This window comes from Pseudomonas sp. 13B_3.2_Bac1 (genome assembly GCF_025466205.1).
GTDB classification, from domain to species: domain Bacteria; phylum Pseudomonadota; class Gammaproteobacteria; order Pseudomonadales; family Pseudomonadaceae; genus Aquipseudomonas; species Aquipseudomonas fluorescens_H.
On the sequence record NZ_JANLOG010000065.1, the window covers coordinates 18,280 to 31,245 of the forward strand.

Here is a 12,966-nt window from a genome sequence, read left to right on the forward strand (position 1 = left end):
CATGAGTAAATTCTGGAGCCCGTTCGTCAAGGATCTGGTGCCGTATGTGCCGGGCGAACAGCCGAAGCTGACCAAACTGGTCAAGCTCAATACCAACGAAAACCCCTACGGCCCGTCGCCCAAAGCACTGGCAGCGATGCAGGCCGAGCTCAACGACAACCTGCGCCTGTACCCGGACCCGAACAGCGATCTGCTGAAAACCGCTGTCGCCCACTACTACGGCGTACAGAGCAATCAGGTGTTCCTCGGCAACGGTTCGGACGAAGTGCTGGCGCACATCTTTCACGGTCTGCTGCAACACGAGCAGCCGCTGCTGTTCCCGGACATCAGCTACAGCTTCTATCCGGTGTATTGCGGTCTGTACGGCATCCAGTTCGATGCCGTGCCGCTGGACGCGCAGTTCCAGATCAACCCGGCGGACTACGCCAAACCGAACGGCGGGATCATTTTCCCCAATCCGAACGCACCGACCGGTTGCCTGCTGGCACTGGAAGCGGTCGAGCAGATCCTCAAGGCCAGCCCGGATTCGGTGGTTGTGGTGGATGAGGCCTACATCGACTTCGGCGGCGAAACCGCGATCAGTCTGGTGGATCGTTATCCGAATCTGCTGGTGACCCAGACCCTGTCCAAGTCGCGCTCGCTGGCCGGGCTGCGCGTCGGTCTGGCGGTGGGTCATCCGGATCTGATCGAAGCGCTGGAGCGGATCAAGAACAGCTTCAACTCCTATCCGCTGGATCGCCTGGCGATTGTCGGTGCGGCGGCGGCGTTCGAGGATCGCGAGTATTTTGACAAGACCTGCCGTCTGGTCATCGAAAGTCGCGAATGGGTGATCGCGCAGTTGCAGGCCAAAGGCTTTGAAGTGCTGCCGTCGGCGGCGAACTTCATCTTCTCCCGTCACCCGCAACACGATGCTGCGGGGCTGGCGGCCAAGCTGCGCGAGCAGGGCGTAATTGTGCGTCACTTCAAGCAGGAGCGGATTGCCCAGTTCCTGCGGATTTCGATCGGTACGCCGGAGCAGAATCAGGCGCTGATCGACGGCCTCGGCGACCTCTGATACAGCGCTGCCCCCTGTAGGAGTGAGCCTGCTCGCGATAGCGGACGGACATTCAACATTTATGCTGACTGACCCGGCGCCATCGCGAGCAGGCTCACTCCTACATTGTTTTGGGAAGGCGCTTACTCTTCTTCTTTGACCGGCGCCGGCGCCGGCGGCGGACGCAGGCCGATTTCAGCGGTCAGCTTCAGTTCCTTGCCGTTGCGCATGACCTGGATGGTCACCTTGTCGGTCGGCTTGATCCGCGCCACCTGGTTCATTGACTTGCGGCCATCACCGGCCGGTTCGCCGTCGATACTCAGAATCACGTCACCCAGTTGCAGGCCGGCCTTCTGTGCCGGGCCATCGCGGAAGATTCCCGCCACGACAATTCCCGGACGCCCGGACAGGCCAAACGACTCGGCCAGTTCCTGGGTCAGCGGCTGCACTTCAATACCGAGCCAGCCACGAATCACCTGACCGTGCTCGATGATCGACTTCATCACTTCCATCGCCAGTTTCACCGGTATCGCAAAACCGATGCCCTGCGAGCCGCCGGACTTGGAGAAGATCGCGGTGTTGATCCCGGTGAGGTTGCCGTTGGCATCGACCAGTGCGCCGCCGGAGTTGCCCGGGTTGATCGCCGCGTCGGTCTGGATGAAGTCTTCGTAGTTGTTCAGACCCAACTGGTTGCGCCCGGTGGCGCTGATGATGCCCATGGTCACGGTCTGGCCGACGCCGAACGGGTTGCCGATGGCCAGCGCGACGTCGCCGATGCGAATACTGTCGGAGCGGCCGACGGTGATTGCCGGCAGGTTTTTCAAGTCGATCTTCAGTACCGCGAGGTCGGTTTCCGGGTCGCTGCCGATGACGCGGGCGAGGGTTTCACGACCGTCCTTGAGCGCCACCACGATCTGGTCGGCGCCGGTGGTCACGTGGTTGTTGGTCAGAATGTAGCCTTCCGGGCTCATGATCACGCCGGAGCCGAGGCTCGATTCCATGCGTTTCTGCTTCGGCGAGTTGTCACCGAAGAAACGCCGGAATTGCGGATCCTCAAACAGCGGATGCGCCGGTTTGGCGATGACCTTGGTAGTGTAGAGGTTGACCACCGACGGTGCGGCGATGACCACTGCGTCCGCATAGGACACCGGCCCCTGCTGCACGCTGGTTGTTTGCGGGGCCTGTTGCAGGTTGACGTCGAGGCTTGGTAGCCCGACCCACTGCGGGTAACGTTGAATAATCAACAGAGCGATAAGCACACCGGCCAACAGCGGCCAGCCGAAAAAACGCAGCGCCTTGAGCATTAAGCACGTCCTGGAAAAGTTGCAGGCGGGGTCAGACCGCCCATAATGTCGCGCATTATACGAGGCCGCGCGTGCCTCTGAACGGGATATTTAGGAGTCTTTCATGGCCGTCGCCCTCAGCACCCTGGTCGAAGAAGCCGACCGTTACCTCGGCAGTGCGAAAATCGCCGATTACTGCCCCAACGGCCTGCAGGTCGAAGGCCGTCCGCAGGTGATGCGTATCGTCAGCGGCGTGACTGCCAGTCAGGCGTTGCTCGATGCCGCGGTGGAAGCCGAGGCCGATCTGGTGCTGGTGCATCACGGCTATTTCTGGAAGGGCGAGAACCCGTGCATCACCGGCATGAAGCAGCGGCGCCTGAAGACGCTGCTCAAGCACGACATCAGTCTGCTCGCCTATCACCTGCCGCTGGATCTGCACCCGGAGGTCGGCAACAACGTGCAACTGGCGCGTCAGCTGGACATTACCGTCGAGGGGCCGCTGGACCCGGACAATCTGAAGATTGTCGGGCTGGTCGGCTCGTTGAATGAGCCGATGACCCCGCGTGATTTCGCGCGCAAGGTTCAAGAGGTCATGGGCCGCGAACCGCTGCTGGTCGAAGGCAGTGCGATGATCCGCCGGGTCGGCTGGTGCACCGGTGGCGGGCAGGGCTATATCGACCAGGGCGTAGCGGCGGGTGTTGATCTGTTCCTCAGCGGTGAAGCCTCCGAGCAGACCTTCCACAGCGCTCGGGAAAACGACATCAGCTTCATCGCCGCCGGCCACCATGCCACCGAGCGCTATGGCGTGCAGGCGCTGGGCGATTATCTGGCGAAGCGTTTTGCCCTCGAACACATCTTCATCGACTGCCCGAACCCGATCTGAGGCTAAACATCTATCCAGTGCGGGAGGGGGCTTGCTCCCGAAAGTGGTGTGTCATTCAACAATGATTTTGACTGATCCTCCGCCTTCGCGAGCAAGCCCGCTCCCACAGGAACAGCGTTTCACGGCCGAACTGGTGGGCATATTCATATGCCCTTTCGATCTAGTAGGCGTCCTGATTAGAAGAGGTCGCTGTGCTAGGATTCCCCGCTCGAACACGGCCCGCTGGCCGTTCATAAGAAAGCTTTCGTGAGTAGCCATGGTCGACAAACTGACGCATCTGAAACAGCTGGAGGCGGAAAGCATCCACATCATCCGCGAGGTGGCCGCCGAGTTCGACAACCCGGTGATGCTGTACTCCATCGGTAAAGACTCCGCCGTGATGCTGCATCTGGCACGCAAGGCGTTCTTCCCGGGCAAACTGCCGTTTCCGGTGATGCACGTCGACACTCGCTGGAAATTCCAGGAGATGTACAAGTTCCGCGACAAGATGGTCGAAGAGCTGGGCCTGGACCTGATCACTCACATCAACCCCGACGGCGTGGCGCAGAACATCAATCCGTTCACCCACGGCAGCGCCAAGCACACCGACATCATGAAGACCGAGGGCCTGAAGCAGGCGCTCGACAAGCATGGTTTCGACGCAGCGTTCGGCGGCGCCCGTCGCGATGAAGAGAAGTCCCGCGCCAAGGAGCGTGTGTACTCGTTCCGCGACAGCAAGCATCGCTGGGACCCGAAGAATCAGCGTCCGGAGCTGTGGAACGTCTACAACGGCAAGGTCAACAAGGGCGAATCCATTCGTGTATTCCCGTTGTCGAACTGGACCGAACTGGACATCTGGCAATACATCTACCTCGAAGGCATCCCGATCGTGCCGCTGTACTTCGCCGCCGAGCGCGAAGTGATCGAGAAGAACGGCACGCTGATCATGATCGACGACGACCGCATCCTCGAACACCTGTCCGACGAGGACAAGGCACGCATCGTCAAAAAGAAAGTGCGTTTCCGTACCCTTGGCTGCTACCCGTTGACGGGCGCGGTGGAGTCCGAGGCTGAAACCCTCACGGACATCATTCAGGAAATGCTCCTGACGCGAACTTCCGAGCGCCAGGGCCGGGTCATCGACCACGATGGCGCAGGCTCGATGGAAGACAAGAAACGTCAGGGTTATTTCTAAGGGGTTGTCATGTCGCACCAATCTGATTTGATCAGCGAGGACATCCTCGCCTACCTGGGCCAGCACGAGCGTAAAGAGCTGCTGCGCTTTTTGACCTGCGGTAACGTCGATGACGGCAAGAGCACCCTGATCGGGCGCCTGCTGCACGACTCCAAGATGATCTACGAAGATCACCTGGAAGCCATCACCCGCGATTCGAAGAAAGTCGGCACCACCGGTGACGACATCGACCTGGCATTGCTGGTCGATGGCCTGCAGGCCGAGCGTGAGCAGGGCATCACCATCGATGTCGCTTACCGCTATTTCTCCACCGCCAAGCGCAAATTCATCATCGCCGACACCCCCGGCCATGAGCAGTACACCCGCAACATGGCCACCGGTGCGTCCACCTGTGACCTGGCGATCATCCTGGTCGACGCCCGTTACGGCGTGCAGACCCAGACCCGTCGCCACAGCTTCATCGCCTCGTTGCTCGGCATCAAGCACATCGTGGTCGCCATCAACAAGATGGACCTGAAGGACTTCGATGAAGGCGTGTTCGAGTCGATCAAGGCCGACTACCTGAAGTTCGCCGAAGGCTTGAAGATGAAGCCGACCAGCATGCACTTCGTGCCGATGTCTGCCCTCAAGGGCGACAACGTGGTGAACAAGTCCGAGCGCTCGCCTTGGTACAAAGGCCAGTCGCTGATGGAAATCCTCGAGACCGTGGAAGTGGCGGGCGACCGCAACTTCACCGATCTGCGTTTCCCGGTGCAGTACGTCAACCGTCCGAACCTGAACTTCCGCGGTTTCGCTGGCACCCTCGCCAGCGGCATCGTGCACAAGGGCGACGAAGTGGTGGTTCTGCCGTCGGGCAAGAGCAGCCGCGTCAAATCCATCGTCACCTTCGAAGGTGAGCTGGAGCAGGCCGGCCCGGGTCAAGCGGTGACGCTGACCATGGAAGACGAAATCGACATCTCCCGCGGCGACCTGCTGGTGCATGCCGACAACGTGCCGCCGGTCACCGACAGCTTCGAAGCGATGCTGGTGTGGATGGCTGAAGAGCCGATGCTGCCGGGCAAGAAATACGACATCAAACGCGCGACCAGTTATGTGCCGGGCTCGATCGCCAGCATCGTCAACAAGGTCGACGTGAACACCCTCGAAGAAGGCCCGGCGAGCGCGTTGCAGCTCAACGAAATCGGCAAGGTGAAGATCGCGCTCGACGCGCCGATCGCCCTCGACGGTTACGACAGCAACCGCACCACCGGCGCGTTCATCGTCATCGATCGTCTGACCAATGGCACCGTCGGCGCCGGCATGATCATCGCTCAGCCAGTGGCTCACGGGACTGCCTCGCACCACGGCAAACTGGCTCACGTTGCCACTGAGGAACGTGCCCAGCGCTTTGGCCAGCAGCCGGCTACCGTGTTGTTCAGCGGTCTGTCGGGCGCGGGCAAGAGCACGCTGGCCTATGCGGTCGAGCGCAAGCTGTTCGACATGGGCCGTGCGGTGTTTGTGCTGGATGGTCAGAATCTGCGTCACGACCTGAACAAGGGGCTGCCGCAGGATCGTGCTGGCCGTACCGAGAACTGGCGGCGTGCTGCGCATGTGGCGCGTCAGTTCAACGAGGCCGGTCTGTTGACGCTGGCGGCGTTTGTTGCGCCGAGTGCTGAAGGTCGCGAACAGGCCAAGGATCTGATCGGTAAGGAGCGTCTGCTGACGGTTTATGTGCAGGCTTCGCCGGCGGTGTGTGCCGAGCGTGATCCGCAGGGCTTGTATGCTGCGGGTGGCGATAATATTCCGGGTGAGTCGTTCCCGTATGACGTGCCGCTGAATGCTGATCTGGTGATCGACACGCAGTCGTTGTCTTTGGAAGAAAGCGTTAAGCAAGTGCTGGATCTGCTGCGTCAGCGTGGCGCGATTTAAGCGTTAGCTGGAAATGAAGAGCCCGTGGATGAGTGATCATCGGCGGGCTTTTTTATTGGAGTAATTTGGTTTTCGGCGGTGGCGGCCTTTGGGCCGACCATGCTCTTGGGGTTTTGGGTGTATATCCGTTGCTGTGGTAACGGCGGCTTAGGGTTCCGCCCTTACGGCGGGTCACTTTTTCCAGACGCCGAAAAAGTAACCAAAAAGGCTTGCTCCTGCGTGCGGCCCGCTCGCTGGGGCTCGGGGTGCCTTCGCTGCGGGATCGATCCGGGGGGCAGCGCCTACGGTTTGCTTCGCTGCACCTCCTCTCGCTGTGTTTGGCTGCGCCAAACGGTCGCTGCGCTCCCACCCCCGGATCAATCCCTCCACTCAGCCTTCCGACGTCGCCCGTGGATCAAGATCAAGATCAAGAGCGGCAGCCGAGCTTGCGCTCATCCTGGAGTGGGGCGGCATGCGCCGCGTGCGGGTTGTACTTATCTTCCCTGTAGGAGCTGCCGCAGGCTGCGATCTTTTGATCTTGATTTTGTGGAAGCTGGCTTGCCAGCGATGGCGGCCTGACAGCCGACCAATCCCCAACTGAACACACCCAGCCCAAAACTGTAGGAGCGAGCCTGCTCGCGAAAGCGGCCTGCCCCCAATCAATCCCCAACTGCATGCACCCAATCCCAATGTGGGGGCTGGCTTGCCAACGAAGGCGGCCTGCGAGCGACCAATCTCCAACTGAACGCACCCATTCCAACTGTGGGAGCTGGCTTGCCAGCGATGGCGGTGTGTCATTCACCAATGATGCTTGCTGATCCTCCACAATCACCAGCAGCCAGGCTCCCACAAGGTTTAGTGCTGCTTCGGGAATTCTCGGTGCATCTGTTCCAGCAGCGCATCCTTGTCCTGCCACAGCTGGTTGATCCAGCCCTGGAATTGCAGGCGATATTCGCCGTCCTGGTCGTAGTTCTTGCCGATGAATGCCGGTGGGATTTTCAGTTCTTCAAAGTGCACCACCACGTCGCGCACGTTGCCGCACAGCAGATCCCAGAAACCCGGGCGCCCGCCCGGGTAGTGAATGGTCACGTTGACGATCGACTCCAACTGTTCGCCCATGGCATCGAGCACAAACGCGATGCCGCCGGCCTTGGGTTTGAGCAGGTATTTGAACGGTGACTGCTGTTGCGCATGTTTGCCTTCGGTGAAGCGTGTGCCTTCGACGAAGTTGAAAATCCCCACCGGGTTGTTGCGGAATTTCGCGCAGGTCTTGCGCGTGGTTTTCAGGTCTTTGCCTTTCTTTTCCGGGTGCTTTTCCAGGTAGGCCTTGGAGTAGCGCTTCATGAACGGGAAGCCCAGCGCCCACCACGCCAGACCGATCACCGGGACCCAGATCAGCTCCTGTTTGAGGAAGAACTTCAGCGGCTGAATACGGCGGTTGAGTACGTATTGCAGCACCAGGATGTCGACCCAGCTCTGGTGGTTGCTGGTGATCAGGTACGAGTGTTGGTAGTCCAGACCTTGCAGGCCGCTGATGTGCCAGCGCGTGCGGCGCACCAGGTTCATCCAGGCTTTGTTGTTGCTGATCCACGCTTCGTGGGTGTGGCTCATCAGCCACAGTGAGGCGCGGCGGGCGAGGTCGAAGGGCAGCACTTTGATCAGCGCCACGCAGAACAGGAACGAGCACAGCAGAATCGTATTGAGCGCCAACAGCAGCGCGGCGATCAAGCCGCGAATCGGGGCGGGCAGGAAGTCCAGCATTTACACATCCATAGGTCGGTTGGCGGCTTGGATCGCGGTCAGGGCGATGGTGTAGACGATGTCGTCGACCTGCGCGCCGCGCGGCAGGTCGTTCACCGGTTTGCGCAGGCCTTGCAGCATCGGGCCGAGGCTGACGCAGTCGGCGCTGCGCTGCACGGCTTTGTGGGTGGTGTTGCCGGTGTTCAGGTCGGGGAACACGAACACCGTGGCGCGACCGGCCACCTGGCTGTTCGGTGCCAGTTGCCGGGCGACGTCTGCGTTGGCAGCGGCGTCGTATTGCAGCGGGCCGTCGATCAGCAGCGAATGCTGTTGCTCGTGGGCGAGCAGGGTGGCTTCGCGGACTTTCTCGACTTCTTCGCCGCTGGCCGATTCGCCGCTGGAGTAACTGATCATCGCCACGCGCGGGGTGATGCCGAATGCGGCAGCCGAGTCGGCGCTTTGCAGAGCGATCTCGGCCAGTTCTGTTGCGCTCGGGTGCGGGTTCATCACGCAGTCGCCGTAGACCAGCACTTCTTCGGGGAACAGCATGAAGAACACCGACGACACCAGCGTGCAGCCCGGTGCGGTCTTGATCAGTTGCAGGGCCGGGCGGATGGTGTTGGCGGTGGTGTTGATCACGCCCGAGACCAGACCGTCGACCTCATCCAGCGCGAGCATCATGGTGCCGATCACCACGGTGTCTTCCAGCTGCTGTTCGGCCATCGGCGCGTTGAGGCTTTTGCTTTTGCGCAGGGCGACCATCGGCTCGATGTAGCGCTCGCGGATCAGGTCCGGATCGAGAATCTCCAGCCCCGGCGGCAACTCGATACCTTGCGCGCGGGCCACCGCTTCGACGTCCTCGGGTTTGGCCAGCAACACGCAACGGGCGATGCCGCGCTCCTGGCAGATTGCTGCCGCTTGCACGGTGAGTGGTTCGCTGCCTTCGGGCAGGACGATACGTTTGTTCGCCGACTGCGCCCGTTGAATCAGTTGATAGCGGAATACCGCGGGTGACAGGCGCATTTCCCGCGGCGTGCCGCAGCGTTGATGCAGCCACTTGGCGTCGAGGTGGCTGGCGACGAAGTCGGTGATGATCTCCGCGCGCTCGCGGTCATCGATGGGGATTTCCTTGTTCAGGCCATTGAGCAGGTTGGCGGTGTCGTAGGAGCCGGTGCTCACCGACAACACCGGCAGGCCGGCCTGCAACGCGCCTCGGCACAAGTCCATGATGCGCGGATCGGGCAGGGTGTCACTGGTCAGCAACAGCCCGGCCAGCGGTACGCCGTTCAACGCCGCGAGGCTGACCGCAAGAATGATGTCGTCGCGGTCGCCCGGGGTCACCACCAGCACGCCGGGTTTGAGCAGCTCCACGGTGTTGCGCATGGTACGGGCGCAGATGATGATTTTGGTCATGCGCCGGGTTTCGTAATCGCCGGCGTTGAGCACCTGCGCGCCCATCAGGTCGGCGACGTCACGGGTGCGCGGTGCGTTGAGTTCGGGCTGGAACGGAATGCAACCGAGCAGGCGGAAATCACCGCTGCGCAACAGCGGCGAATGCTCCTTCAGACGTGTGGCGAAGGCGTCCATGCTTTCATCGGTCTTGACCTTGTTGAGGATCACGCCGAGGACTTTCGGGTCTTTCGGGCCGCCGAACAGTTGCGCCTGCAATTCGACGCGGCCGGAGAGTTCGGCGAGCACTTCGTTTTCCGGCGCCGAGACCAGAATCACCTCGGCATCGAGGCTCTTGGCCAGGTGCAGGTTGACCCGCGCGGCGTAACTGGCGCTGCGGGTAGGCACCATGCCTTCGACCACCAGCACGTCTTTACCGATGGCGGCTTGCTGATAAAGGGCGATGATTTCTTCGAGCAACTCATCGAGCTGGCCGTCGCCGAGCATCCGCTCGACGTGGGCCAGGCCCAGTGGCTGCGGCGGTTTCAGGCCGTGGGTGCGCGCCACCAGTTCGGTGGAACGCTCAGGGCCGGTATCGCCCGGATGCGGCTGGGCAATCGGTTTGAAGAAGCCGACTTTCAGACCGGCCCGCTCCAGGGTACGCACCAGCCCGAGGCTGATGGAGGTCAGACCCACGCCAAAATCGGTGGGCGCGATAAAAAAAGTTTGCATGCGGATTCTCTAAGGGTGCATGGCAATGGTGGCGATCTATACGTGACCGCCTACCGCAATTCAGTCGCCAAGGTTATCGCTAACCGAGCCTTGTGCGCACCAACCGCAGGCAAAGGGTTGGCCTATTTTTTCAATACGTTGCGCCGGATCAAGAACCCAGGCCCGCGATTGCCACGGCGGCTGGTGACGCAGGTGCTGGGTGTGGCCACAGGAAAGCTCGGCCACCCAGTGACCGTCTTCATCCTGATGGAAGCCGGTGAGCGTCGAATCCCGTTTGTCCGGGTTGTGTTCGCTTTCGCGCGATTGCTTCGCTAAACTTGGCCTTTCTATATTCTTATGCAAAAGGTCTCGCCCCATGCTGATCGCCGCCAATAAGGCTGTCTCCATCGACTATACCCTGACCAACGACGCTGGTGAGGTCATCGACAGCTCCGCCGGCGGCGCTCCGCTGGTCTACCTGCAAGGCGCAGGCAACATCATCCCGGGCCTGGAAAAAGCTCTGGAAGGCAAAGCTGTCGGTGACGAGCTGGAAGTTTCCGTTGAGCCGGAAGACGCTTACGGCGAATACGCCGCTGAACTGGTCAGCACCCTGAGCCGCAGCATGTTCGAAGGCGTTGACGAGCTGGAAGTCGGCATGCAGTTCCACGCTTCGGCGCCGGACGGCCAGATGCAGATTGTGACCATCCGTGACCTGGACGGCGACGACGTCACCGTCGACGGTAACCACCCACTGGCCGGTCAGCGCCTGAACTTCAAAGTGAAGGTCGTTGCTGTTCGTGATGCCAGCCAGGAAGAAGTTGCTCATGGCCACGTCCATGGCGAAGGTGGCCATCACCACTGATTTTCTGCGCTAAGCTTCGAGTACTGGAGAGGCGCCTGCGGGCGCCTTTTTAGTCCGCGGCTGTCCTTGGTGGCCTCGCCAAGTGGCTGTTTCGAGTAGAACACGGAATCCCTGGAGTACGTCATGAGTGCTTTTCACGACCTTAAGTTGACAGCCCTGGATGGTCAGGAGCTACCGCTGGCGCCTTTCAAGGGCCGAGTCGTGCTGGTGGTCAACGTCGCCTCCAAATGCGGCTTGACCCCACAGTACGCGGCACTGGAAAACCTCTATCAGCAATTCAAAGACAAAGGCTTCAGTGTGCTGGGCCTGCCGTGCAATCAGTTTGCCGGTCAGGAGCCAGGTACCGAACAGCAAATCCAGGAGTTCTGCAGCCTGAACTATGGTGTGACGTTTCCGTTGTCGAGCAAGCTTGAAGTCAACGGCCATGATCGTCATCAGCTGTACCGCTTGCTGGCGGGCGAGGGCGCAGAGTTTCCGGGGGATATCACCTGGAACTTCGAGAAATTCCTGCTCGGCAAGGATGGCCGGGTATTGGCGCGATTCTCGCCGCGCACGCCGCCGGATGATCCGACCATTGTCCACGCGATTGAAAAAGCGCTGGGCTGAAACACAAAAATCGCAGCCATTGAGCTGCGATTTTTTTTTGCCTGACTTTTGACCCTTAATCATTCAGATCAATAGTGCTGTTCAAAGGCACGGACTGTTCATATTATCGCCGTCATAAAGTCATTCCCTGTGGAGCCTTCCAATGCCGGTTCAAGCCCTGTTCAAACCGTTCCACCTCGGTGCCCTCGAACTGCCGACCCGTGTGGTCATGGCGCCGATGACCCGCTCGTTTTCCCCAGGTGGCGTACCCAATTCCAAAGTGATCGAGTACTACCGTCGCCGCGCTGCGGCCGGTGTTGGTCTGATCATCACCGAAGGCACCACCGTCGGTCATAAGGCTTCCAACGGTTACCCGAACGTGCCGCAGTTCTTCGGCGAAGCGCCACTGGCCGGCTGGAAGAAGGTGGTTGATGCGGTACACGCTGAGGGCGGCAAGATTGTTCCGCAACTGTGGCACGTCGGCAGCGTGCGCCGCATCGGCACCGAGCCGGACGCCAGCGTCCCGGCTTACGGCCCGACGGAAAAACTCAAGGATGGCCAGGTCGTGGTGCACGGCATGACCAAACAGGACATTCAAGACGTGATCGGTGCTTTCGCCCAAGCGGCAAAGGATGCGCAAAGCATCGGTATGGACGGCGTGGAAATCCACGGCGCCCACGGCTATCTGATCGACCAGTTCTTCTGGGAAGGCAGCAACCAGCGTACCGATGAATACGGCGGCAGCCTGGCCAACCGTTCGCGGTTCGCCATCGAGTTGATTCAAGCGGTGCGTGCGGCAGTCGGTGAAGGCTTCCCGATCATCTTCCGTTTTTCGCAGTGGAAGCAGCAGGATTACACCGCGCGTCTGGTGCAGACCCCGGAGGCGCTGGGCGAATTCCTCAAGCCGTTGGCCGACGCTGGGGTGGACATTTTCCACTGCTCGACGCGGCGTTTCTGGGAGCCTGAATTTGATGGTTCCGAGCTGAACCTGGCGGGCTGGACGCGCAAGCTCACCGGCAAACCTACCATTACAGTGGGCAGTGTCGGCCTGGACGGTGAGTTCCTGCAGTTCATGGTCAACACCGATAAAGTCGCGCAACCGGCGAGCCTGGAGAAACTGCTGGAGCGTCTGAACAACGACGAATTCGATCTGGTGGCGGTTGGCCGTGCGCTGCTGGTGGATCCGGACTGGGCGCTGAAAGTCCGTGAAGGGCGTGAGCAGGACATTCTGCCGTTCAGCCGTGAGGCGTTGATGACCCTGGTTTAAGCGTCGCCATTACCGACCCCTTCGCGAGCAAGCCCGCTCCCACATTTTGAAATGCATTCCAAATGTGGGAGCGGGCTTGCTCGCGAAGAGGGCATCAGAGTCGACGATATCTAAGGCAATGTCTGCGCATTCGGCACCATCTGCTCCCACAT

11 protein-coding genes are annotated in these 12,966 nt (G+C 60.6%); 7 read left to right on the forward strand and 4 right to left on the reverse strand.

Features of this window, described 5'->3' with window-relative positions:
* Nucleotide 1: 1 nt before the first annotated feature.
* A complete protein-coding gene (hisC, locus tag NTD85_RS09915; protein ID WP_262142043.1) occupies nt 2-1,054 on the forward strand; it encodes a histidinol-phosphate transaminase in 1,053 nt (350 codons plus the stop codon).
* A 122-nt stretch (nt 1,055-1,176) separates the two neighbouring features.
* Here the strand turns inward: hisC and algW are convergent, their stop codons facing one another.
* Nucleotides 1,177-2,337, reverse strand: a complete 1,161-nt coding sequence (gene algW, locus NTD85_RS09920) for a Do family serine endopeptidase AlgW (RefSeq protein WP_262142044.1) — start codon at nt 2,335-2,337, stop codon at nt 1,177-1,179.
* A gap of 103 nt (nt 2,338-2,440) precedes the next feature.
* Between algW and NTD85_RS09925 the strand changes: the two genes are divergently transcribed.
* From NTD85_RS09925 to cysN, 3 genes are all read left to right on the forward strand, one after another.
* Nucleotides 2,441-3,199, forward strand: a complete 759-nt coding sequence (locus NTD85_RS09925; protein ID WP_003221714.1) for a Nif3-like dinuclear metal center hexameric protein — start codon at nt 2,441-2,443, stop codon at nt 3,197-3,199.
* 256 nt (nt 3,200-3,455) lie between these two features.
* Entirely contained in the window at nt 3,456-4,373 is a 918-nt protein-coding gene (gene cysD / locus NTD85_RS09930) for a sulfate adenylyltransferase subunit CysD (RefSeq protein ID WP_003221715.1), read from the forward strand.
* Nucleotides 4,374-4,382: 9 nt separating this feature from the next.
* Complete coding sequence (gene cysN, locus NTD85_RS09935) at nt 4,383-6,281, forward strand: sulfate adenylyltransferase subunit CysN (RefSeq protein ID WP_003221716.1); 1,899 nt, start codon at nt 4,383-4,385, stop codon at nt 6,279-6,281.
* Nucleotides 6,282-7,115: 834 nt separating this feature from the next.
* Here cysN and NTD85_RS09940 read toward each other — a convergent pair.
* The 3 genes from NTD85_RS09940 to NTD85_RS09950 are packed head-to-tail and all read right to left on the reverse strand — an operon-like array spanning nt 7,116 to nt 10,508.
* The gene (locus NTD85_RS09940) at nt 7,116-8,021 is read right to left on the reverse strand and encodes an acyltransferase (RefSeq protein WP_262142045.1); all 906 of its coding nucleotides are present in this window, start codon (nt 8,019-8,021) and stop codon (nt 7,116-7,118) included.
* A complete protein-coding gene (gene pta / locus NTD85_RS09945) occupies nt 8,022-10,121 on the reverse strand; it encodes a phosphate acetyltransferase (RefSeq protein ID WP_003221718.1) in 2,100 nt (699 codons plus the stop codon).
* Nucleotides 10,122-10,181: 60 nt separating this feature from the next.
* Entirely contained in the window at nt 10,182-10,508 is a 327-nt protein-coding gene (locus tag NTD85_RS09950) for a DUF3565 domain-containing protein (RefSeq protein WP_103486182.1), read from the reverse strand.
* On the opposite strand from NTD85_RS09950, the gene NTD85_RS09955 reads away from it, so the two are divergent.
* The 3 genes from NTD85_RS09955 to NTD85_RS09965 all read left to right on the forward strand — a co-directional run bounded on the left by NTD85_RS09955 (nt 10,477) and on the right by NTD85_RS09965 (nt 12,814).
* Entirely contained in the window at nt 10,477-10,962 is a 486-nt protein-coding gene (locus tag NTD85_RS09955) for a peptidylprolyl isomerase (RefSeq protein WP_003221719.1), read from the forward strand. The genes NTD85_RS09950 and NTD85_RS09955 overlap by 32 nt on opposite strands.
* 123 nt (nt 10,963-11,085) lie before the next feature.
* Entirely contained in the window at nt 11,086-11,568 is a 483-nt protein-coding gene (locus NTD85_RS09960; protein WP_103486179.1) for a glutathione peroxidase, read from the forward strand.
* 142 nt (nt 11,569-11,710) lie between these two features.
* A complete protein-coding gene (locus NTD85_RS09965; RefSeq protein WP_003221722.1) occupies nt 11,711-12,814 on the forward strand; it encodes an NADH:flavin oxidoreductase in 1,104 nt (367 codons plus the stop codon).
* Nucleotides 12,815-12,966 lie beyond the last annotated feature (152 nt).

Coding starts and splice junctions, on each gene's coding strand:
- hisC (WP_262142043.1), top strand. CDS start 2: ATGAGTAAATTCTGGAGCCCGTTCGTCAAGGATCTGGTGCCGTATGTG.
- algW (WP_262142044.1), bottom strand. CDS start 2,337: ATGCTCAAGGCGCTGCGTTTTTTCGGCTGGCCGCTGTTGGCCGGTGTG.
- NTD85_RS09925 (WP_003221714.1), top strand. CDS start 2,441: ATGGCCGTCGCCCTCAGCACCCTGGTCGAAGAAGCCGACCGTTACCTC.
- cysD (WP_003221715.1), top strand. CDS start 3,456: ATGGTCGACAAACTGACGCATCTGAAACAGCTGGAGGCGGAAAGCATC.
- cysN (WP_003221716.1), top strand. CDS start 4,383: ATGTCGCACCAATCTGATTTGATCAGCGAGGACATCCTCGCCTACCTG.
- NTD85_RS09940 (WP_262142045.1), bottom strand. CDS start 8,021: ATGCTGGACTTCCTGCCCGCCCCGATTCGCGGCTTGATCGCCGCGCTG.
- pta (WP_003221718.1), bottom strand. CDS start 10,121: ATGCAAACTTTTTTTATCGCGCCCACCGATTTTGGCGTGGGTCTGACC.
- NTD85_RS09955 (WP_003221719.1), top strand. CDS start 10,477: ATGCTGATCGCCGCCAATAAGGCTGTCTCCATCGACTATACCCTGACC.
- NTD85_RS09950 (WP_103486182.1), bottom strand. CDS start 10,508: ATGGAGACAGCCTTATTGGCGGCGATCAGCATGGGGCGAGACCTTTTG.
- NTD85_RS09960 (WP_103486179.1), top strand. CDS start 11,086: ATGAGTGCTTTTCACGACCTTAAGTTGACAGCCCTGGATGGTCAGGAG.
- NTD85_RS09965 (WP_003221722.1), top strand. CDS start 11,711: ATGCCGGTTCAAGCCCTGTTCAAACCGTTCCACCTCGGTGCCCTCGAA.